Below are 21,343 nucleotides of genomic sequence, written 5' to 3'. Positions count from 1 at the left end.
AAAACACTATGGAACAAGCTCCAGTTAAAATATTATTAGTTGATGATAAAAAGGAAAATTTACTTTCCCTACAAGTCATATTAGCCAATTTGGGTTATCAGTTTGTCGAAGCGACTTCGGGTAAGGATGCTTTGCGTATTCTACTCAAAAGTCAGGATTTTGCTATTATTCTTATGGATGTTCAAATGCCTCTTATGGACGGATTTGAAACGGCTGAACTCATTCGCCAAAGCGAAAAACTCAAACATGTGCCTATTATTTTCCTGACCGCAAACATGAATACTTCCGACTATATTTTTAAAGGATATCAGTCGGGTGCGGTTGATTATATGATCAAGCCTTTGTCTGCTGAAATACTAAAAGCAAAAGTAATGGTCTTTACAGATCTTTATAAAAAAACTCGCGAATTACAGCTAAAAGAAGAAGAAACTAATGCGCTGAACGCTAAAATTACAAAAGCCAATGAAGATTTAGCGGCTCAATATCAGGCAATCGAAAAATATGCAAATGAATTAAAACGAAAAAATACCGAATTAGATGCTTTTACACACATCTCAAGTCATGATCTTCAGGAACCTTTGCGAAAAATCCAGACTTTTTCTAACATTATTCTAGCTAAAGAATATGATAATTTAAGTCCAGACGGGAGATTAAAATTTGACCGCATTTTGTATTCAACCAATAGAATGCGTGAATTAATCAATGATCTTTTGGCTTTTTCGAGAACCAATATTATAGATCGTATTTATGAAAACACCGATCTTGACGATATTGTCGAAAATGTAAAGGAAGCGCTTAAAGAAAACATTAAAGAAAAAAATGCGTTAATTACCACTGATTTGCAGGGAAAAGTAAATATTATCCCGTTTTTGTTTATTCAGCTTATTGAAAATCTGATTAACAATTCGCTTAAATTTTCACAAAAGGAAATTCCGCTTCAAATTCAAATTAAGAGCCGTATGGCAACTGGAAAAGATTTGCATAACGACAAACTTATTCCGCTTGAGAATTATTGCCATATTAGTTTTCAAGACAACGGAATAGGATTTGAAGCAGAACACAGCGAAAAAATATTTGGTGTTTTTCAAAGATTACACAGCAGAGATGTTTATGACGGAACCGGAATTGGTCTTGCAATTGTCAAAAAAATTGTTGAAAATCATAACGGAATTATAATGGCAACGGCACAGCCCATGAAAGGCGCTACTTTTGATATTTATATTCCGCAGTAAATAGTTTTGCTAAAGCGTATTTTCAAAAGAATTCAATTTCTTTTTTTCTTCACGCTTAAAATTCAACACGATACTTCTGGCAATAAATGTACATACCGCAAATCCTATTACAATAACTAACAGTAGCATATATTCAATTAATTGGCTGTTTTCTGGCACATTTTTAATCATAAACTTTATTTTAAATTAAAGAGAAAACAATTGCACTACAAACGTAATAAAATAAAAGTCAATTACTTATGCATTTTTTTATCTAATGCAAATTTATATCAGCTTAGTCCCATAAAAAATACTCCTAAAGGAGTATTTTTTATTTTTTAGTCCAAAAAATCAAATACTGGGATAAAATTATGCATTCAAAATAAAATAGTGTTATTTTTACACTTATAATATTTTTTATAAGCACAATTCTTTACTAACCAACCAACATTCACATGCACATAAAATATTTTCTAATTAGTTTTTTATTTTTTTCTATTTTCACTTATTCGCTTCACGCACAAACCATTTCGGTAGAAAGTCCCGATAAAAACATAAAAGTTGAAATTTCTGTAGTAAAAGGAAACGCCTACTATCAAGTATATCAACAAAAAGAAGAGTTTATTGGTCAATCGCCTTTAGGCGTATTGAGTTCTGCCGGAGATTTTACTAAAGGACTTAAAATAGTTGGAAGCAAAAAGAATAAAATTCAAGAATCCTACCAACTGAATCGTTCTAAAGTAGGGAAAGTAAATTATAAAGCAAATGAAGTAAATTGTATTTTAACCAATACTGGAAACGATACAATAAACGTTATTTTCAGAGTTACAAATACAGATGTCACTTTTAGCTACTTAATTCCGAAAAGCAAAAAAAACAACGAAAATTGTACTATTGAAAAAGAAATCACAGGCTTCAAGCTTCCTTCAAAATCAACTACTTTTATTACGCCACAAGCACCACCATTAAGTGGTTGGGAGAAAACAAAACCATCATATGAGGAAGAATATACGAGAGAAGAACCAATTGGAACAAAATCACAATACGGATTAGGTTTTACTTTTCCAGCACTTTTTCATTTGGAAAATAAAGGCTGGATGTTGATTTCTGAAACCGGAATCAACGGAAATTATGTCGGAACTCGATTAAGCGATGCAAGCACAGACGGAATTTACACCGTTACTTTTCCGCAAGAAGGCGAAAACAACCATGACGGACCAATAACAGCTACTTCATCATTACCTATGCAAACGTCGTGGAAAACCATAACGTTAGGAAAAACGTTGAAACCAATTGTTGAATCGACTGCTTCTACAGATGTTGTAAAGCCTCTTATCAAAACTTCAAAAATATTCGATGCTGGCCGTGCAAGCTGGAGCTGGATTGTTTGGCAAGATGAAAGCTGTAATTACAACGACCAAAAAACTTTTATTGATCTTGCCTCAGACATGAAATGCGAATTCATTTTGATCGATGCACTTTGGGATGTCAATATCGGAAAAGAAAAAATGGCCGAATTGGTGAATTATGCCAAATCAAAAAATGTTGGCGTTTTGCTTTGGTACAATTCTAATGGAAACTGGAATACAGCACCACAAACGCCAAAAAACAGAATGAACACATCAGAAGCGCGTCGTTCAGAAATGAAATGGCTACAGGAAATTGGCGTAAAAGGATTAAAGATTGATTTTTTTGGCGGAGACAAGCAAGCAACAATGAAATTGTATCACAACATTTTGGTTGATGCCGCAGAATTTGGTCTAAACATCAATTTTCATGGTGCTACCCTTCCACGCGGTTGGGAAAGAATGTATCCAAATTACATGACGAGCGAAGCTGTTCTGGCTTCTGAAAATTTAGTTTTCCAACAAGCGTTCAGCGACAAATATCCATCAACGGCAACGATTTATCCTTTTACAAGAAATGCTGTAGCTTCAATGGATTTTGGTCCCGTTTTTCTAAATAAACGTTTGCATCGTGAGTCCAACAAAGGCACAATCCGTAAAACTACTGATGCTTTTGAAATGGCAACGGCAGTTGTTTTCTTTTCTGCCGTTCAACATTGGGGATTAACGCCAGAAAATTTAAAAGAAAAACCTTCTTACTTATTCGATTATTTAAAAGCTGTTCCAACAGTTTGGGACGAAACCGTTTTTATAGACGGTTATCCAGGAAAATATTGTGTAATTGCCCGCAGGAAGAATACAAAATGGTATGTTGCCGCAATTAATGGCGAAGACAAACCAAAGAATATTTCCGTAAATCTTCCGATGTTAAAAGGCAAAAATGTTTCTGTTATAAATGATGGCGAAGGTCAGGAATCTAAATTCAGTACAAAGAAATTAGATAATGCTTCATTTAATCTAGAACTTTCTGCAAATGGCGGAACTGTTTTGTTTATGCCTTAATTTTCTTAAGCTTCAGAGAAGCGAAATATTTATAGCAAAAAAATAATTCTTTACAATATAAAGCTCCAGCGGAGCGACATATTTTTTATTCAAATATATGTCGCTCCGCTGGAGCTTTTTTCATTTGTATTATTGAAATCCTATAAATATTTTACCCCGATGGGGCTTTACAAAAATAACTTTTAATCGTTTTGAAAATCCTTTTAAGTTTATTGCTTTTTGGTAAAACCTTTTCGGGTCATTTCGCCCCAGCCATGTGTTCCTTTGATTTTCTCTTTGTAGCCTACTAAAGCTGCGTAAACTGCCATTGGATGAAAATATAATGGTTCAATAAACGCCGCCAAAAGCAATTTGAAAAAATCGGCTTGTTTTGGATATTTATGAAAAGTTCTTTCTTCGCTGAACAATGCCAAAACCGAAAAGAAGACGGCAAAAGTGTAAACAAACAATAACAGCAAAAAGAAAAAATGCCAGTTCAGCAACCCTAAAATTATAAAAACTACAGTAATCAGAAGGCCAATAAATTCAATTCCTGGCGCCAGAAACTCAAATAATGTCCAATATGGCACGCTCAGCATTCCCAACAATTTATATTTTGGATTCATGAACATATTTTTATGAAAACTAAGTGTTTCGATTGTACCTCGCATCCATCGACTGCGTTGTTTTTTGAATATTTTGAATTCTTCAGGAGCTTCCGTCCAACAAAGCGGATCTGGAATATAACTTACCGAATATGGCAACTTGTTTTCAAGCATATAGCGACGCATTCGCACTACAAGTTCCATATCTTCTCCTACTGTTTTTGTGCTGTAACCCCCTGCTAATAATGCAATTTCTTTGTCGAATGCACCAAAAGCACCAGAAATTAATAACAATCCGTCAAGTCTTCCCCATGCCATTCTTCCTAAAAGAAATGCGCGCAAATATTCTAAAACCTGAATCCTCGGAATCATGCCATCGGGAATATTTACTTCAACCAAGCGGCCGTTTTTAATTATACATTGATTAGCAATTCTTACCACACCACCAGTTGCAATAATGCGTTTTCCATGAGATTCCAAAAAAGGTTTAGCCAGTTTTAAAAGCGAATCTTTATCCAGAATACAATCGACATCAATACAAACCACATACGGATTTTGAGCAATATTCAACCCTACATTCAAGGCATCTGCTTTGCCTCCATTTTCTTTATCGGCAACAATTAATTTTTTGAAAGCGGCGTTTCTAGAAGTATAGATTCCTTTTAGCTTTTTGGTTTCAATTTGTGGATGGAAATCAAGTTCGGTCAAAACTAAATCATACGTTTTGATTAGAATTTCCATCGAATTGTCTTTACTTCCATCATTTACCACAATAACCTGGTAATTGTTATAATTCAATGAAAGCAAAGATTTTACGTTTTCCTCAATTGTAAAACCTTCATTATAAGCTGGTGCAATCAATGAAAGTTTTGGCGCAAACTCGCTTGTAAGCAAAACGTCATAGTCAACAAAACTGTTTTTTTTAAGATAGCTCCTAAGCTCCTTTGTAGAAAGATACGCTAATATAAGATACGAAGACATGATCAATATCGCATAGCCCAAAATAAGCACTATGTACATATCTACAAACCACATCAATTCGTTATTTAAAAAATCCATTCGATATAATTATACAGTTGTTAAAGTCTGCAATACATTTTGCGCTTCATATTTAATTAAAGAATTCGGCGCTCGATCTACTAATTCTGCCACATAAGGAACTTTTTGCGTAAGCTTTAGCTCTTTGATGAGTTTTAATCCTAGTGTAATTACTGTAGTATTTTTTGATCCCAATAAAAGTTCTACTCCTTTTGTATCACCAATATCATGTTTTTTAAAAGCTCCAATTATATTCAACTGTGTCCAATCATCAATAGGATCAGGATGTTCCGTCAAATGAACAATGCCTTTTGTTCCCGCTAATTTAATACAAGCATTAATTGCGACGATTTTTAAAGTCTTTTTTCGAGCTTTCGAAAATATTATAATATTTTCAAATGCATCGTTAATATTAAACTCCGCAAGTTCTGTAATTCCTTTGCATTTTACTTCCCATCTAAAGTTTCGAAGTTTCTTAAATGAATCATTTATCAATCCCGAATCTTTATAAAGCTGTTCAAGTTTTTGAGCGTAAACACCATCATAATTTTTGTGCAGGTTTAGGATCGTTTCCATTACAACTTCTCTAAAAAATGCATTATTCAAAAACAAATCCAAGCTTCGTTCCTTCTGAATTGTAGCAAAAGTCATGTCTTCAAAAACCACTGCAACCATCAGTTCTTCAATTGCTGCACTGTATTCAATTCTGCGTTTTTCTCTACTAATATTTTTATTTCGGCTCCAAATAATAACTACATACAACAAAAAAGAAGCTCCAATAAACAAGTATATTGAAAAAATCAGAAAAGGCACAACCCAATCTCCTTTTTCATATAGTTCCCAAACTTTTTCCATTTTAAAAACGTTTAGTTACAATTAACTGGACATTAAACCTGTTTCTGTATTCTCCTGGAGTGTACTCCTCGCGCTCATACAGAAAAATTGGACGAACAAAAAAAGAATCACCAAAACGATGCTGATATTGCAATCCAACTCTAAAAGCTTCAAGTGGCTGTGTGAAACCGTTATAAAGATACAAGTAAGGAACCGTTCCATACTGAAGTTCCAATCTTATGATTCGTTCTTTTTCCTCATTTGTTCTCTGTAAACTCAAAACATGTGAAAACAATGAATTTCCTGTATCATAATAGGGTCTGTAAGCCAATGTATAATTACCTGTATTATAAGCAACTTGTCCTGTAAGCAACGTAATATCATCTGATTCAAAATGCATAAATCGGGCTCCCAATGCAAAATCAAATTTTTTAAGAGGAGCAAAATAATATTCTAAACCAGCCTTTCCAACGGGAAATAGCGTCTCTCCTGTTGAAATTCCAGCGTTGGCATATAAATAACTTTTGTTCGAAAATGTTTGGTAGAAATCAGTTTCAAATAGCATTTGTGTATCATCGCCTGTATTTCCAATGTTTGCGCGCCCCACAATTGCTGATTTGCTGAATTTATGTGAATATTCAACATACCCATAATGCAAAGGCGATTGCCCTGGTTCTGATGTGGAAATGTTAAGATAAGACGCTGCAATTGCATTTTTAGCTTTTTTTCCAATAAGTGTTCGAATACTTCTAAACGGTTGAGTACTATTATCTGCAATTGATGCTTTTTCAATAAGTTCCAACGCTTCCTGATCGCGGTTTAGCTTTTCAAGACATGTTGCTTTTGTTTTTATAACATCTACCGATTTTGGATCAATTGCCAAATATTTATCGCAATATGAAATACATTTTTCATATTGTTCCGACCAAAAATAAGTATTGATAATCGCCAACAAAGCATCCGGATTTGGATTCGCTTTATCTGTTAATGGCGACAATATTTTTATGGATGACGGATAATCTTTTTTCCAGCTGTAGATTCGGCCTTCATAAACCTGAATATCTTCATTTTCAGGGAATTTTGCACGCAAAGGCTCAATTAATGATAAAGCCTTATCAAAATTCTTCTTTTCAGTTTCTTGTTTTACCTGAGCCAAAACGGCATCTATATTTGCTTCTTGTCCAAAACAAATGGAAGAAACAAAAAGCAAAACTATTGAATAGTATAGAAATTTCATTAAGCTTTGATTTTTAACAACTTATTAATTCGGACTAAAAGAACAGCAGGACTTATTGGTTTGGCAATAAATTCATTTGCACCAATGTCAAAAGAATCTAATTCTGTCTGTTCAACACCTGAGGATGTCAATATTATGATAGGAACATCAGAATTAATGGTTTCCCTGACGTATTGCGTAATTTCCATTCCGCTGATGCCGGGCATATTTATATCGGTTAAAATCAAGTCGTAATTATTTTTTTCGATGGCTTCAAGCGCATCTTTTCCATCAGAAAAATGATCAACTTCAAATCCTTTGGATTCTAAGAAAAATGATAATGATTTGCGTAGGATATCATTATCTTCGGCTAAAATGATTCTCATTGCTATGCTATTTTTGAGACAAAAATGCCATTTATGTTAGGCGTATATGTAAAGCTAAGGCTTATTTCTTTTTTATCAAAGCTCCTTGAGGATTTTAACGGTCTCTTCGATTCCGCAATGCAAAATCTTTATTTTATCTTCACTTTCAGATGTAAATTCTCCAAATGAAGCTTCTTCTTCAATAATCGATAGGCAGTTTGTCAAATCAGATAGCATGAAAATGTCTAAACTGGATTTCATATTATGAGCCAGTTTTTTTACTGTATCGTGTTCTTCATTCTTAAACGCTTCTTCAAGCTGTGCGGTTTGACTCGGGATTTTTTCAATAAAAAGATCAATCATTTCTTTCCTAAAATCAGGGCTTCCACATGCCATTTCATCCAAAATAGAAAAATCAATAATTCTTCTTCTTCCATGATCACTATCTTCGCTCATAACCGTTTTTATTGCTTTTAAAAGCACGGCCTGTTTAAAAGGTTTTGGCACATATGCATTCATCCCAACTTTGTAACAACGTTCCTGTTCTCCAACAAGAGAATGTGCGGTCATGGCAATAATTGGAATATCTAATTTCATTTCATTTCTGATGTATTCCGTTGTCTGATAGCCATCTTTAATTGGCATTTGAAGATCCATCAAAACTAAATCGTACTTGTTCGTCGTTAAAAGCTCAATGCCTTCTTCCCCATTTTCAGCGATATCCAATTCAAAACCAAAGTTCTGCACCACGCTTTTTGCTAATTTCTGATTCAGCACGTTATCTTCGCAAAGCAAAATTTTCAGATTTCCAAGATCATTTTTTGATATGGTTTTAACTGAATCTACTTTTGCATCTCCTTTTTTATAAGAAAGAACAAAAGAAAATTCTGAACCTCGTCCTTCTTTGCTTTTTACTTGAATTTCAGATTTTTGAAGTTCAACCAATTGTTTTACAATGTTTAATCCGAGTCCAGTTCCACCGAATTTTCGCGTTGTACTTTCCTCTGCTTGTGTAAAACGTTCAAAAATAGTTTTGAGTTTGTCTTCTGGAATTCCGATTCCGGTGTCTTTTACAGAAAATCGAAGCGAATAATGATCTTCTGTTTCATCAACCTTTTTTACAGAAACAGTGACATCACCTTCAACAGTAAATTTCAGTGCATTTCCGATAAGATTTACTAAAATCTGATTTAATCTTCCTTGATCTCCAATAACCATATCAGGCATATCGGCATCTAAAAAGAGATTGAATTCTACTTCTTTATGCGCTTTTACTTTTAATAAATTATAAACATGTTTAAGTGTTTTTTTTAGATTGAAAGGCTCCGAATCAATAGTTAAATTTCCTGATTCAATTTTAGAAAGGTCCAAAATATCGTTAACAATCAAAAGCAGATTTTCGCCTGCAATCTGAACACTGTCAATATAGTCGCGCTGTGTTTCATCAAGTTCTGTTTGCGCCAAAAGATCTGTAAAACCAATTATTGCATTTAATGGCGTACGGATTTCGTGGCTCATATTGGCCAAAAAGCTGTCTTTTGCCAAAACCGCTCGTTCTGCAATTTTTTTCTGCGCGGCCAACTCAATATTTTTAGTCTGAACTTCAAGCTGACTGATTACGTGTTTTGCAACAATCGAAAGTGCATTTCGCTGATTTTCATCCAATGTTTTTGTAACGTGGTCTATGGCGCAAATAGTTCCGATATTAAAGCCGTCTGGCGTTGTCAAAGGAACTCCCGCATAAAATCGTACTTTAAAACCTCCGGTAACATTAGGATCATCTTTAAAACGTTCGTTCAAAAATGTGTCATTAATTTCGACCATTTTTGACTCCATAATCGTGTATTTGCAAAAACTGATTTCGCGAGGAACTTCAGAAACCCCTATTCCGATTTCAGATTTAAACCATTGCCTGCTTTCATCAATAAAAGAAATATGGGCAATAGGCACACCACAGATATAGGAAACAAGCTTTGTAGCATCGTCAAAAGCATGATCTGGAAGTGTGTCTAATATATTATAACGTTTTAGGGCTGCTAAACGCTGTAGTTCGTTATCTGGAATTGGGAATTTTGGAGTCATTTTCTTAGTGCGTATATCTCACAAAGATAAACTAAATAAAACAAAAAATACTCCAAGCAAAATAGGCATAACTACGATCAAAAAAATATTTTAATCTTTGATTTAAAAATGCTTTTTATGATTTTTATATGCTTTCGTAGTTCAGTGATTTTGAAAGTAAATATACAGATCTTTTACACCAAAATTTTTTCAATTTCTGAATTTTCGATTGCAATAACCCAACAAACTCAAACCATAAACATATTAAAACAACGCATTACACAACTTTAAAACAACTTTTAATGCATTTTGTTTTTTATTTCGAAACCTAACATTTATCATGTTTTTTTTGACTTGTAATTCTTTTCTTTGATAGAAATTTTAAAATTAAGACATTCTTAACATTAAAAGAATATCGCATTTTAAACCAAAAACAAATCTTTTAAATGTATTATATTGTTTACCAAAATGCATATTGATACCGATCTACTTTATACCTGGGGCGCGGTTGCAAAAAAAGTCCCAAAAAACACTATCATCTTTTATGAGAATGATCCACCGCTCTATTTTTATCAAATTTTAGAAGGCACGGTAAAAATGAATTATACAAATGAAGACGGAAAAGATTTGACTATTGGCGTATTTCAGGAAGGAAACAGCTTTGGAGAACCGCCTCTTTTTATCAGTCAACCCTACCCGGCCGCTGCTATTACTCAAACTGATTGTGTGATTCTAAAACTTTCTAAGGCGAATTTCTTCTCCTGTCTAGAAGAAAATCCTGAAATACAGGCCAACGTAATTAAACTGCTCGCCTGGAAAATTTACAATAAAATTGTTTTTTCAAAAAATATAATCAATCACAAACCGGAATACCGTATTCAGTATTTTTTGGACAATCTGAAGAAACAACACAATTTTACTTCATCAAAAAGAATGAAAATCCCATACACCAGACAGGAAATTGCCGATTTTACAGGTTTGCGTGTAGAGACTGTAATTCGCACACTTTCGCTTATGTGCAAGGATAAAAAACTCGAAATTATAGACCACAAATTATTTTACTAGTTCATCCTTGTATGATTCCAGTCATAATTTAAAAGGAATCATTTTAGTTCCTTTGTAATGATAAAAGGATAATTATTAATTCAAATTCTAACTATCTCAAAATTAAAACGGGAACTCAATTGAGTTCCCGTTTTTTTATTAACCAATTACTTTGTTCATCATGGCTTTTGAAATGTTATTTGCCCTGATTTTTACTTCATTTGCTTTTTCTCCTTCAAACAAATCGTCTACGGTTTTTTTCCACAGTTTTGTCCAATGTTTAAAGTGCGCTTCCACTAATTTACTTTTTTGGTTCAGCATTCGGTGTTTCATCATCGGATTTCCATCGAAATTTCCGGTGTGAAAAAGAATATTATCCCAAAAATCATACATTATAGGAAGATGCTTTTCCCAATTTACACAAGCGATCTCGGTAAATAAATAGCCAATTACCGGATCTGTTTTAACTTTAAAATAAAAAGCATCAACCAATATTTTTATATCGCCCTTATTTTTAATATCTGTTTTCATAGTGCTTTTTTTATTTAAAATTTAATTAAAGGTCTTTCGTTTCAAATTTTCTGACTGAAACTAAAAAAGGTATAGCGATCCATAAAACCAGCAGTAAAAAGGAAATCAATAATCCGACTGCAGTTCCAAAAAAATCTTTAAAAATTGCACCTGTATAGCCCATCATTGCAGATTGATCCAAGTGTAGTAAAATTTGAATACGCGCGAGATCAATCGGACTTAATGCTGTTATTCCGACCATTGCTTCTTCAATAGGATACTCTGAAAACTGAAACAATAAAAATAGCACCAGCGCATCAAAAAGAATGGCAAAATACAGCCAAAACAATATCGCCAATCCAATTCCTTTTGCTTTATCTCGGGTTAAAATGCAACTTAAAAAAGCCAGTCCGACAAACACGACTGTAATTAAACTTCCTGCTAAGAGCATCATTAATCCGGCCATTCCCGGAGAATTGATTAATAACGGAATTCCAGCACCAAGAAAAAAAGCCAAAACCATTGCTACCGAAAGTCCAGTAAACAAACTAATCCAGATTTTTTTTCGTTTAATGGGCTGACTCAGCAAAAGCTCTATAAACTCTGAACTATTGTAAATATAAATTGTAGAAAAGAGTACCGATACCAGTGGAACTGTAAACAAAATGACATTTAAAATAGTCAATAATCCTTTGGCTGTATTGTTCTCCAACATAAAAGATCCCCAGGAAAGCAACGCCAGAATTAAGGCGTAACTTACCACAATCTTGTTTTTGAGTATGTCCAAAAGGACAATTTTAATTATCCTGTTCATGTTGCTTTTCTTTTAGTATTGTGGCTATCGATTTTGATATTTTATTTTCTCCCGTTGATTCCAAAAGCTCTTTGATTGTTTTATGAAAATGTACTTTGCCATCCTGCATAAAAATAATCTGAGTAATCATATCATCGAGTTCGCTCAAAAGATGTGAAGTAATCAATATTAATTTTCCTTTGTTCTTCTCTTTGATTATTTTTTCTTTTAGAATTTCGGATGCCAAAGGATCAAGTCCTGCCGTAGGTTCATCAAGAATTAAAACATCAGGATTAAAAAGGAAAGCTAATGTTGCGCTTACTTTTTGTGTTGTTCCGCCTGAGAGCGTTCTCATTTGTTTGTCACTCATTTTATCGAGCTTAAAGGCTTTTATCAAATCTTCATCTAATGTTGCTTTTGAGTTTCGGATTTGTTTAATCATCTGGATAATCTGTTCGATCGTCATATTATCTGGATAGCGACCTATTTGTGGCATATAACCAATATGATTTCGATAATCAAACTTCTTTAAAATAGATTCATTGTTTAGCAAGATATCGCCATTGTCCGGAAGTACCATTCCCAAAATAGATTTTATCAAAGTAGTTTTTCCACAACCATTGGGGCCAATAAGCGCTATACATTCTCCAGCTTTAAATTCCAGATTGACATCTTGTAATACTTTAAGCTTGCCAAAATTTTTATTTATATTTTTTAAAGTAATCATAATTGAAGGGATTTCATTTCGGGGGTTTCGTCAACAAAATTATCAGGCGTTATACTCGGCAGTATTTTTTCGGATTTATCCAAAAGCGTAATCATGAAACTTCGAAACAACAACATTGCAGACGGATTATTTTCTGTAATTACGGCAAATAGGCTTAACGGATGAAAAGGAACATCTCCAATTCCGTCCCGATTTAGATCGTAACCTTCATATTTATCCCAGTAATTATTATTGAAATGATTGAGAACTAGACTTCCATTGGTACTAATATCAAATGTATTGGCAAGAAAATTATTAAACGCAATTTGATTGTCCATACAACTTGCCTGAATCTTCATTCCCCAGCCGTTATCTTTAAAAATATTCTTTTCAAGCTGTACTCTGCTGGTACCTTCCATATAAATTCCTGATGTATTACGAATAAATTTATTTCCGATAATATAACTATCCGAAATCTCTTTCAACAGTAATCCGTATGCGGCATCACCCCAGTTTTCTTCAAAGTAATTGTTGAACATTTTCACATTCTTCGTAAACATGACCGCTACACCTGCACCGTTGTTTTTAAAAACATTCGAGATATACGCATCATCATTAGAAAACATAAAATGAAGTCCGTAACGGATATTTGCCGTAGAAATATTTCGCCAGATTACCGAATTGGAAACAAACTCAAAATAGATTCCGTCACGGTGTCCTGAAATTTTGTTCGCCGTAATCTGTAAATTTTCGCTTTTCCAGCAATGAATGCCATTTCCTATGCGCTGTTCTTCTTTTTGATGCGCACTGATGGTGTTATTTTTTATAATGCAATTTGTTCCTTTTTGGACATAGATTCCAAAAAAGTTATTCTCCAGAACATTGTCTTTTATAACAACTCCCGTTTTATTATAAATTTTAATTCCACAGGGATCATTCAGGGAGGCGTACCCTGAATTAATAACCTTAAACCCAGATACCACAACACTATCTGCTTTTATAGAAAGCACTTCAACTTTGCTTTGTCCATCCAGAATTGGAAAGTTTTTTCCCTGCAGAATTATTTTTTTATCTACTATAATATTGCCTTCCTGATAAACACCTTTATAAACAGTAATGGTATCGCCGGATTTCGCCAGAGCAATCGCCTCTTTTATCGTTTTAATGGGTTTGTTTGCGCCTACTTCTATAGTTTGCGCCCAAAAACAATTAAAAAACAATAAAAATGGAAGACAAAAATGCAGTTTCATAAGTTTTAATTTTAGTTAGAATTCGGACTTTTACTTTTTACTAATTGCCGTCCATTCTATTTCTTTTGCTTTTGAAGAAGCTTCAAAAGCTTTTGCCTGACTTTTATCTGAAAAAGCTGCAATATTGCCGTTCATCGGACTTTTTATAGCACCTCCCGAAACCAAAAAGGCTTTTTCTATAGGGATCAATACGTTGTCTTGATTATAATCGTGAACGTAATAAGCTTTAATTTTTACGTCGTGATTTTCTTCACAATAATGAATCATACAGCCAATATCATCAAATTTGTAAGCTCTTCCTTTTTGGGTTATAATTTCGGCTCCGTGTTTGCCATCGCTGATTCCCATTTTGCAATAATCGCAATTGTCAACGTTAAGTTTAATAGGAACTGGTTTATCACCCGAGCATGAAAACAGAAAACCGGAAATAAACAAAAGACTCAAAAACCGACTTGATTTTTTAGTTCCGTATTTTTCCTTTGCAATTGCGAGAGCAAGAAGAACTCCAGCTCCAATAAGCATCCAGCCTCCAGTATCAGGAATAGAAAAAGCACCAAAATTCAATAGTTGTTTATAGCCAAGCATTGGTGGTTGATACGCCATTCCAGGAACTCTAATAGCTGCATTTGGGTCTAAGTTGTGGCCGTACTCATAATTCCATCGGTAAAAATCACATGCGGATAGTATTCCAAAAACCAAAAAAGAAAAAAAGACTGTATAGAGTGCTTTTTTCTTTGCCATTACAAAAGAAACTATCGCAGCAATACCGAAAACGCCCAGAATATAGGGCAACACCTTAAATTCGATAAAGTCTTCTGTATGCAGTGTTTTCATTCCGATATAATGATTAAGACCGTTAATAATATCGACATCACCAGCAATTTTATTAGCATGAAGTTTTAAAACCAAACCTTCAGGATATTGAGGTGCCGTAAGTTCAATTCTCCAAATTGGAAAAAAAATGGCTCCAATCAACAAAAAACCGGATACTAAAAGAGCCAATTTAGAAAATGTAGAAAGTGTTTTATTTCTCATAATAAATCAAAATAAAAGGGAACAAAGAATACTTTGCTCCCTTATGGTTACTGGCTATTCTTTTGGTAAATTCGTACCTACACTATAACTGATCGGAACATTACTTCCTGCAGGTGAAACCCTCACATATCCCTGCATTTCCTGGTGCAGCGCACTACAGAAATCGGTACAATAGAATGGGTAAATACCTTTTTTCTGTGGTACCCATTTCAAGGTTAATGTTTCTCCCGGCATAATCAGCAATTCTGCCGTATTTGCTCCTTTGATGGCAAATCCGTGAGGCACATCCCAATCTTGTTCAAGATTTGTAACATGGAAATAAACTTCATCTCCAACTCTAATTCCTTCAATGTTATCCGGTGCAAAGTGAGATCGAATACTTGTCATATAAATATGAACTTTATTACCTTCTCTTACTACTTTAGATTCTTTTTCTCCTTTAGTAACAAACGCATGGTTGTTTTCAGCAATTTTGTAGAATTTCAACTGTCCGTTATTTCTAACTTTATCAGCCGGAATACCTTGTGCATAATGCGGTTCACCGATTGTTGGATAATCCAGAAGCAGTTTCATTTTATCGCCACTGATATCAAACAATTGTGCACTTTGTGCTAATTCTGGCCCAGTTTCTAAGAAACGATCTTTTGTAATTTTGTTGTAAACTACCATATATTTTCCATACGGTTTCTCTGTATTTCCACCCGGAATCATCAAGTGACCAGGAGAATAATACGTCGCTTTTCTATCTAAAACTTTCAAATCTTTAATATTCCATTTTACAACTTCAGAAGAAACGAACATTGTTGTATAAGCATTTCCTTTTCCGTCAAACTCCGTATGCAATGGACCTAAACCTGGTTTTTGAACCTCACCGTGCAATGCAGCCTCATATTTAACAACCGGAATTCCGGCATAAGATCCATCAAATTGTTTTTTCGCAATCGCATCTTTAAGTTTTGTAAAGCTAAATACAGGAATTAAAGCAGCTAATTTTCCACTTCCAACGATATATTCTCCAGTAGGATCAATATCACAACCGTGAGGTGATTTCGGACAAGGAATCAAATAACAAATGTCTTTAAGTTCTGCAGCATCAAGAATTAACACGTCTTTTTTCATCTCCGATTTAGCAGTCTGTGTTTTCTCGTCCCAAGTATTATGAGCGTAGTTTGCAGGAACACGTTTTCCTTTTCCGGCTTTGATGTATTCTTCTGCTTTTTTCCAGTTTACCGCCATGATGAAGTCTTTATCATTTTTAGAGGCATTCACTTCTAATAAAGTGTTGGCTTGTTCTGTATTATAGCAAGAGAAAAAGAACCAACCGTGAGACTCTTTTTTCCCCGGATGACTAAGGTCAAAATTAACCCCTGGTGTTACAATTTGAAAAGCAAGATCTAACTGTCCTTCTTTCCCAACTTTCACAAAACTAAGATGCCCTTTAAAGTTTTTCTTATACGTATTAATTGGTACATCGCCATCGTCATTATCCGCAGGAACGCTAAAACGGCTTGCTCCAACAACATACTCCGTATTTTGAGTTATAAAGGGCGAAGAGTGATTTCCACCGCAATTAGGAAGCTCAATAATTTCGGCAGTCTTGAACGTTTTCAGATCGATACGTGCAATTCTTGGTGTGTTATTAGCATTCGCAAAAAGCCAACGACCATCTGTTTCGCCATTTGTCTGAGATAAATCAAGGTGATGCTGATCGTCCCAAGGCACATAACCGTGCGAAGTGTTTAGCATTGCTTTGGTTTCTTCGCTATAACCATAACCACTTTGCGGATCTTCAGAAAATACAGGCATTACACGCAAGAGTCTTCCACTCGGAAGTCCGTAAACACTCACCTGACCGCTAAAACCACCTGATACAAAATTGTAATATTCATCATATTTACCCGGCGCTACATACACTTTTGCAGCTGCATCGCCTTCAACAGCATCTGTTGAATCTTTTGGCTTGCAGGAAACAAAAAGAGCACATCCTAACGTAACTACGAAAATCGATTTTAAAAATTTATTTTTCATAAGGTTATTATTTAAAATTCTGTTTTGATTTGAAGTTATTTTACCCCATCATTTTGGCGCATGTATTCTAAAATAGATCTTGCTTCCTCATCTGTTAATCCTTGGTTAGGCATACGAATCATGCAAAGTTCCAGTTGAGCCTGTAATTCAGGATCTTTATCGATCATAGGATCAGGATTGGTGATAAAATTCATAATCCATTCCGGTGCTCTTCTTTCTGTTACACCTTTCCATCCCGGACCAACTAATTTCTCGTCGGTAGGTTTATGACAGGAAGTACATTTTACCTCTGCGATTTTAAGTCCTTTTTCAGCCATTGCTTTATCTAAAGTGGCTCCCAATTCAACAGTTGAATATTTTCCAAGACCTCTTTTAGGATCATATGATTCTGCATCTGCTGTTTTTTCAGCTGGTGCAGGTGTAGAAAAATCCTGGTCTGTATTTGATTTTTCTTTTCCGCAAGACACGAACAAGAAGAATCCAAACATTGTTAATACGAGTAGTTTGTTCATTAGTATGTAATTTATGTGTTAAACTTTTGACCAAAATTCTAAAACAAATACTTCTTAAAGTATGACTGAAATCATAAGAATAAAAAAATGTTCATGATACCTTCGTAATCTCAAAATACAGGTAATGAAAGTTTGCGTTTACATATTTCTTTTTGCTGTGGTATTCAGACCGGCTTTTCCATTTTTGGATTATCTGATAAATTATCATTACATCACAACAGAATTATGTGAAAACAAAAACGCGCCTGAAAAACATTGTAATGGTAAATGCCATTTGAAAAAAGAACTGGCAAAAACTTATAAAAATGATACTCCCTCTTCTAATGAGAAAAAAAGTGAAACAGCAGAAATTGTTGTTTTGTTTCTTGTAAAAATTCCGGTTTTTACTTTTGAAAAAAACACTGAAGCTATACTTAAAGTAAATTCAGATTACAAGAATTTTTATTCTCATATTGAGCCACATACTGTATTAAAACCGCCCATTTTCAGCTGTTAATTTTAATTGATTTCTGCTTTCCGAAACACTTCGGCAGCACTACTATTACCCATATTTTAAAATTAATATCTCATGAAAACCTTAAAATACTTAGCCCTATTTTTAATGGCAATTACCCTATTCTCTTGCTCTTCAGATGATGATGCTACATCCGAAATTCTACAAGATGAAACCATCGGACTTCAAAAAATTCAGGAAATATCAAATGACAATTATACCGTTGAACTGTTTTCAGCAACGGGCGCTTTAGTACAAGGATATAATCGTATTTCACTTCGAGTAAAAGACAAAAAAACTGGCACATACAGCACCGATGCAAAACTAGAATGGACACCACTTATGCACATGGCTATGATGCAGCATTCCTGCCCAAAAACAACTATTACAAAAGCAGATGGCAAGAAAACTTTATATGAAGGAGATATCATTTTTCAGATGGCTCAAAACGAAACTGAATATTGGGAACTTTCTATAACCTACAGCATCAATAATGTGTCGTACACAGTGGCGGACAAAATATCCGTTCCTGCTTCACCGAAACGTACTGTAAGTTCATTCACAGGCAGTGATGGCAGTAAATATGTTATTGCTTACATCGCACCATCTTCACCAAAAGTGGCAATTAATGATATGAAAGTAGGCATTTATAAAATGCAGGATATGATGAATTTTCCTGTGGTAAACAATTTCAAAGTTAAAATTGATCCGAGAATGCCAAGTATGGGAAATCATGGTTCGCCAAATAATACTGATTTATTACAATCTGAAATTGGAGGTTTTTATAACGGAAAACTTTCTTTAACCATGACCGGTTACTGGAAAATCAATCTACAGGTTCTTAATTCGGCAAACGAAGTTCTTAAAGGAGAACCTATTACCACAGAAAACACAGCCAGCAGTCTCTATTTCGAGATTGAATTTTAAGCTCAAAATCCTAAATAAGAAAGAGACAAAGATTTAAATTGCTGATTTTTGATTTAAGATTTTTGATTTAAGATTTGATTTAACCAGATAATAAGACTGGTGATTTTGCCCGGCTTTTCATATCTGAAATCAAAAATCGTTAATCAGAAATCTAAAATCTCTTAGCTTCATGACATCGACAAATGTCTTTGTCTCTTTCTTTAAAATTATCAGATGATGAAAAATATAGTAAGCGTCTTTTTAGCTGTGTTTTCAACAATATGCTGGGCACAGGAAAAAGTAAACGATAGTCTTGGAACCGTAAATTTGAATGAAATAATAGTCATCGGAAAAAAAACTTCCTTACATCTCAAACAAGCCAAATCATTGACTTCTGTCGAGGATTATCTATCCGGTTCTACCAAAGTAAATATGATAAAAAGAGGTGCCTATGCTTGGGAACCTGTCATTAATAATATGGCAACAGAACGAACTGTCATTACAATAGACGGTATGCGCATTTTTGGTGCCTGTACCGACAAAATGGATCCAATAACTTCTTATGTTGAAGTTTCTAATTTAGCGGAAGCCACTGTTGCCTCAGGTCAGCAAGGAAGTTGTCACGGATCGACTATTGGTGGTTCTGTAGATTTAAAACGCAATCAGTTCAGTCAGAAAAAAACAGGTTGGAATGGCGGATTCAATTCGGGATTCGAAAGCAATAATTTGCAGAAAATCATTGGCGGTTCATTAGGATATAATGAAGACCGTTATTATGCGCACGTCGATTTTATGTATCGCGATGCCGATAATTATAAAGCCGGAAATGATCAGGAAATAGCTTTTTCGCAATTCACTAAATACAATGTATCTGCAAATGCTGGTTATTTTTTGGATAAAAAAAACATTCTTGAAGCTTCGGCAATTTATGACAGAGCGACAAATGTTGGATATCCGGCACTTCCTATGGATGTTTCTTTGGCGGAAGCCCAAATTATGTCTTTGAGTCATAAATATATTCCAACTTCAGGATTCATCTCAAAATGGGAAACGAAAGCTTATTTTAACAGCATTACTCATAAAATGGATGATACCAAAAGACCGAATGTTCCTATTCATATGGACATGCCGGGCTGGTCAGACACGTATGGTTTTTATTCTAAAATTAATGGCAAAATTAAAAAACACAGCTTTCTTGTCGATCTAAATTCTTTCTACAACAAGTCGATTGCCGAAATGACCATGTATCCTGATAATCCGGGCGAAAATCTAATGTTTATGTACACTTGGCCGGATGTTCGAACTTTTTACAACGGATTGGCATTAGAAGACAACATCGCCCTTTCTTCTTCTGAACAGTTGCGAGTGAGTACGAATATAGGTTTTCATTCTAATACCGTTGCCAATGATTTTGGCTTGCAGAGTTTACAAATTTTTTATCCCGAAATGGATGCTACAAAAAACCGATTTTTGAAAAGTTTTTCAGGAAACTACACAAAGAATATCCAAAATTTTGAGTTGGGATTTGGTCTGGCTTACGCCGAAAGAGCGCCATCTGTTTCAGAAGGTTACGGGTTTTATCTGTACAACAGTAATGATTTCTACGATTATATCGGAAATCCGAATTTGAAAAATGAAAAAGCAATGGAAGGAAATTTTTCAGCAGCTTATAAAACAAATCCTTTTACAACAAAAATTACCGGATCCTACTTCTACTTTTCAGATTATATTATTGGAAAAATTGATCCAAAAATAAATCCAATGACCATTGGCGCAGCTGGCGTAAAAATCTACGAAGCCATTGATAATGCCGTAATCTTCAATACCGATTTGAATATGGAATATGCTTTTTTGGAAAATTGGCAGCTTAAATCGCAACTTACTTACAGTGTTGGAAAAGATAATGAAGGAAACAATCTTCCGTTCATCAGTCCAATAAAATATAGTGCCGGTTTATCCTTCAAAAAGGAAAATTTTAATGCTTCAGTTACAGCTTTAGGAAATTTGGCACAAAAAGAATTTGCATCGACGTACGGACAAACCAAAACACCGGATTATCTCATTTTAAATCTAAATGCGGGATATACTTTCAAATGGAATCAGAATGTTGTGAAAATTCAGTCCGGTATCGAAAATATTTTTGATAAATACTATACAACGTACTCCGATTGGAATAAAATTCCGCGTATGGGAAGAAACTTCTTTGTTAATCTTGCTTTTAGTTTTAACTAATATTCAACCACTTACAAGTAACATATAAAAATAAATATAATGCAGTATGACTATAATCATAATTTGAAAAATTTGATGCTGATATATTTACCCTATTAAAATTATATACTTCAGGGT

The 21,343-nt window shown here is 34.4% G+C and carries 18 protein-coding genes; 6 read left to right on the top strand and 12 right to left on the bottom strand.

What is annotated here, in order from left to right; translation table 11 throughout:
- Positions 1–8 precede the first annotated feature (8 nt).
- The gene (locus H600_RS0115760) at positions 9–1,232 is read left to right on the top strand and encodes a sensor histidine kinase (protein ID WP_035108687.1); all 1,224 of its coding nucleotides are present in this window, start codon (positions 9–11) and stop codon (positions 1,230–1,232) included.
- A gap of 434 nt (positions 1,233–1,666) precedes the next feature.
- The gene (locus H600_RS0115750) at positions 1,667–3,619 is read left to right on the top strand and encodes a glycoside hydrolase family 97 protein (protein ID WP_035108686.1); all 1,953 of its coding nucleotides are present in this window, start codon (positions 1,667–1,669) and stop codon (positions 3,617–3,619) included.
- A gap of 209 nt (positions 3,620–3,828) precedes the next feature.
- Here the strand turns inward: H600_RS0115750 and H600_RS0115745 are convergent, their stop codons facing one another.
- From H600_RS0115745 to H600_RS0115725, 5 genes are all read right to left on the bottom strand, one after another.
- Complete coding sequence (locus tag H600_RS0115745; RefSeq protein WP_026729690.1) at positions 3,829–5,262, bottom strand: glycosyltransferase family 2 protein; 1,434 nt, start codon at positions 5,260–5,262, stop codon at positions 3,829–3,831.
- A gap of 9 nt (positions 5,263–5,271) precedes the next feature.
- On the bottom strand, positions 5,272–6,096 hold the full coding sequence (locus tag H600_RS0115740) for a hypothetical protein (protein ID WP_026729689.1): 825 nt from the start codon (positions 6,094–6,096) through the stop codon (positions 5,272–5,274).
- A gap of 1 nt (position 6,097) precedes the next feature.
- Positions 6,098–7,312: a YaiO family outer membrane beta-barrel protein gene (locus H600_RS0115735; protein WP_026729688.1), complete on the bottom strand. Its 1,215-nt coding sequence runs from the start codon at positions 7,310–7,312 to the stop codon at positions 6,098–6,100.
- Positions 7,312–7,677: a response regulator transcription factor gene (locus H600_RS0115730; RefSeq protein WP_026729687.1), complete on the bottom strand. Its 366-nt coding sequence runs from the start codon at positions 7,675–7,677 to the stop codon at positions 7,312–7,314. The genes H600_RS0115735 and H600_RS0115730 overlap by 1 nt, the downstream gene beginning before the upstream one ends.
- A 75-nt stretch (positions 7,678–7,752) precedes the next feature.
- Entirely contained in the window at positions 7,753–9,738 is a 1,986-nt protein-coding gene (locus H600_RS0115725; protein ID WP_026729686.1) for a GAF domain-containing hybrid sensor histidine kinase/response regulator, read from the bottom strand.
- Positions 9,739–10,185: 447 nt separating this feature from the next.
- Between H600_RS0115725 and H600_RS0115720 the strand changes: the two genes are divergently transcribed.
- Positions 10,186–10,782 (top strand): Crp/Fnr family transcriptional regulator, encoded by a 597-nt coding sequence (locus H600_RS0115720; RefSeq protein WP_026729685.1) that lies wholly within the window; start codon positions 10,186–10,188, stop codon positions 10,780–10,782.
- A gap of 138 nt (positions 10,783–10,920) precedes the next feature.
- On the opposite strand, the gene H600_RS0115715 is transcribed toward H600_RS0115720, so the two are convergent.
- Genes H600_RS0115715 through H600_RS0115685 form a run of 7 tightly spaced genes read right to left on the bottom strand, consistent with a single transcriptional unit; the run spans position 10,921 to position 17,595 of the window.
- Positions 10,921–11,292 carry a group III truncated hemoglobin gene (locus tag H600_RS0115715; RefSeq protein ID WP_026729684.1) on the bottom strand — a complete coding sequence of 124 codons (372 nt, stop codon included), beginning with the start codon at positions 11,290–11,292 and terminating at the stop codon, positions 10,921–10,923.
- 25 nt (positions 11,293–11,317) lie between these two features.
- Positions 11,318–12,085 carry an ABC transporter permease subunit gene (locus H600_RS0115710; protein ID WP_026729683.1) on the bottom strand — a complete coding sequence of 256 codons (768 nt, stop codon included), beginning with the start codon at positions 12,083–12,085 and terminating at the stop codon, positions 11,318–11,320.
- Positions 12,069–12,791 carry an ABC transporter ATP-binding protein gene (locus H600_RS0115705; RefSeq protein ID WP_026729682.1) on the bottom strand — a complete coding sequence of 241 codons (723 nt, stop codon included), beginning with the start codon at positions 12,789–12,791 and terminating at the stop codon, positions 12,069–12,071. Before H600_RS0115705 ends, H600_RS0115710 begins: the two co-directional genes overlap by 17 nt.
- Positions 12,788–14,020 (bottom strand): nitrous oxide reductase family maturation protein NosD, encoded by a 1,233-nt coding sequence (locus tag H600_RS0115700; RefSeq protein WP_026729681.1) that lies wholly within the window; start codon positions 14,018–14,020, stop codon positions 12,788–12,790. Before H600_RS0115700 ends, H600_RS0115705 begins: the two co-directional genes overlap by 4 nt.
- A 30-nt stretch (positions 14,021–14,050) precedes the next feature.
- Positions 14,051–15,055 (bottom strand): nitrous oxide reductase accessory protein NosL, encoded by a 1,005-nt coding sequence (locus tag H600_RS22180; RefSeq protein ID WP_035108685.1) that lies wholly within the window; start codon positions 15,053–15,055, stop codon positions 14,051–14,053.
- Between the two features lie 54 nt (positions 15,056–15,109).
- Positions 15,110–17,083 carry a Sec-dependent nitrous-oxide reductase gene (nosZ, locus tag H600_RS0115690; protein ID WP_026729680.1) on the bottom strand — a complete coding sequence of 658 codons (1,974 nt, stop codon included), beginning with the start codon at positions 17,081–17,083 and terminating at the stop codon, positions 15,110–15,112.
- Between the two features lie 35 nt (positions 17,084–17,118).
- Positions 17,119–17,595, bottom strand: coding sequence for a c-type cytochrome (locus H600_RS0115685; protein WP_026729679.1), 477 nt, complete (start codon positions 17,593–17,595; stop codon positions 17,119–17,121).
- Positions 17,596–17,719: 124 nt separating this feature from the next.
- Between H600_RS0115685 and H600_RS0115680 the strand changes: the two genes are divergently transcribed.
- The 3 genes from H600_RS0115680 (at position 17,720) to H600_RS0115670 (ending at position 21,226) form a co-directional block, all read left to right on the top strand.
- The gene (locus tag H600_RS0115680) at positions 17,720–18,091 is read left to right on the top strand and encodes a hypothetical protein (RefSeq protein WP_026729678.1); all 372 of its coding nucleotides are present in this window, start codon (positions 17,720–17,722) and stop codon (positions 18,089–18,091) included.
- Positions 18,092–18,163: 72 nt separating this feature from the next.
- Positions 18,164–19,015, top strand: coding sequence for a hypothetical protein (locus H600_RS0115675; protein ID WP_026729677.1), 852 nt, complete (start codon positions 18,164–18,166; stop codon positions 19,013–19,015).
- Positions 19,016–19,228: 213 nt separating this feature from the next.
- The gene (locus H600_RS0115670; RefSeq protein ID WP_051234436.1) at positions 19,229–21,226 is read left to right on the top strand and encodes a TonB-dependent receptor domain-containing protein; all 1,998 of its coding nucleotides are present in this window, start codon (positions 19,229–19,231) and stop codon (positions 21,224–21,226) included.
- Positions 21,227–21,343: the final 117 nt, after the last annotated feature.

The organism is Flavobacterium denitrificans DSM 15936, from assembly GCF_000425445.1.
In the GTDB taxonomy this organism is placed as follows: Bacteria; Bacteroidota; Bacteroidia; order Flavobacteriales; family Flavobacteriaceae; genus Flavobacterium; species Flavobacterium denitrificans.
The sequence above is the reverse complement of the archived record's forward strand: the minus strand, read 5'-3'. Positions and strand labels throughout refer to the sequence as shown.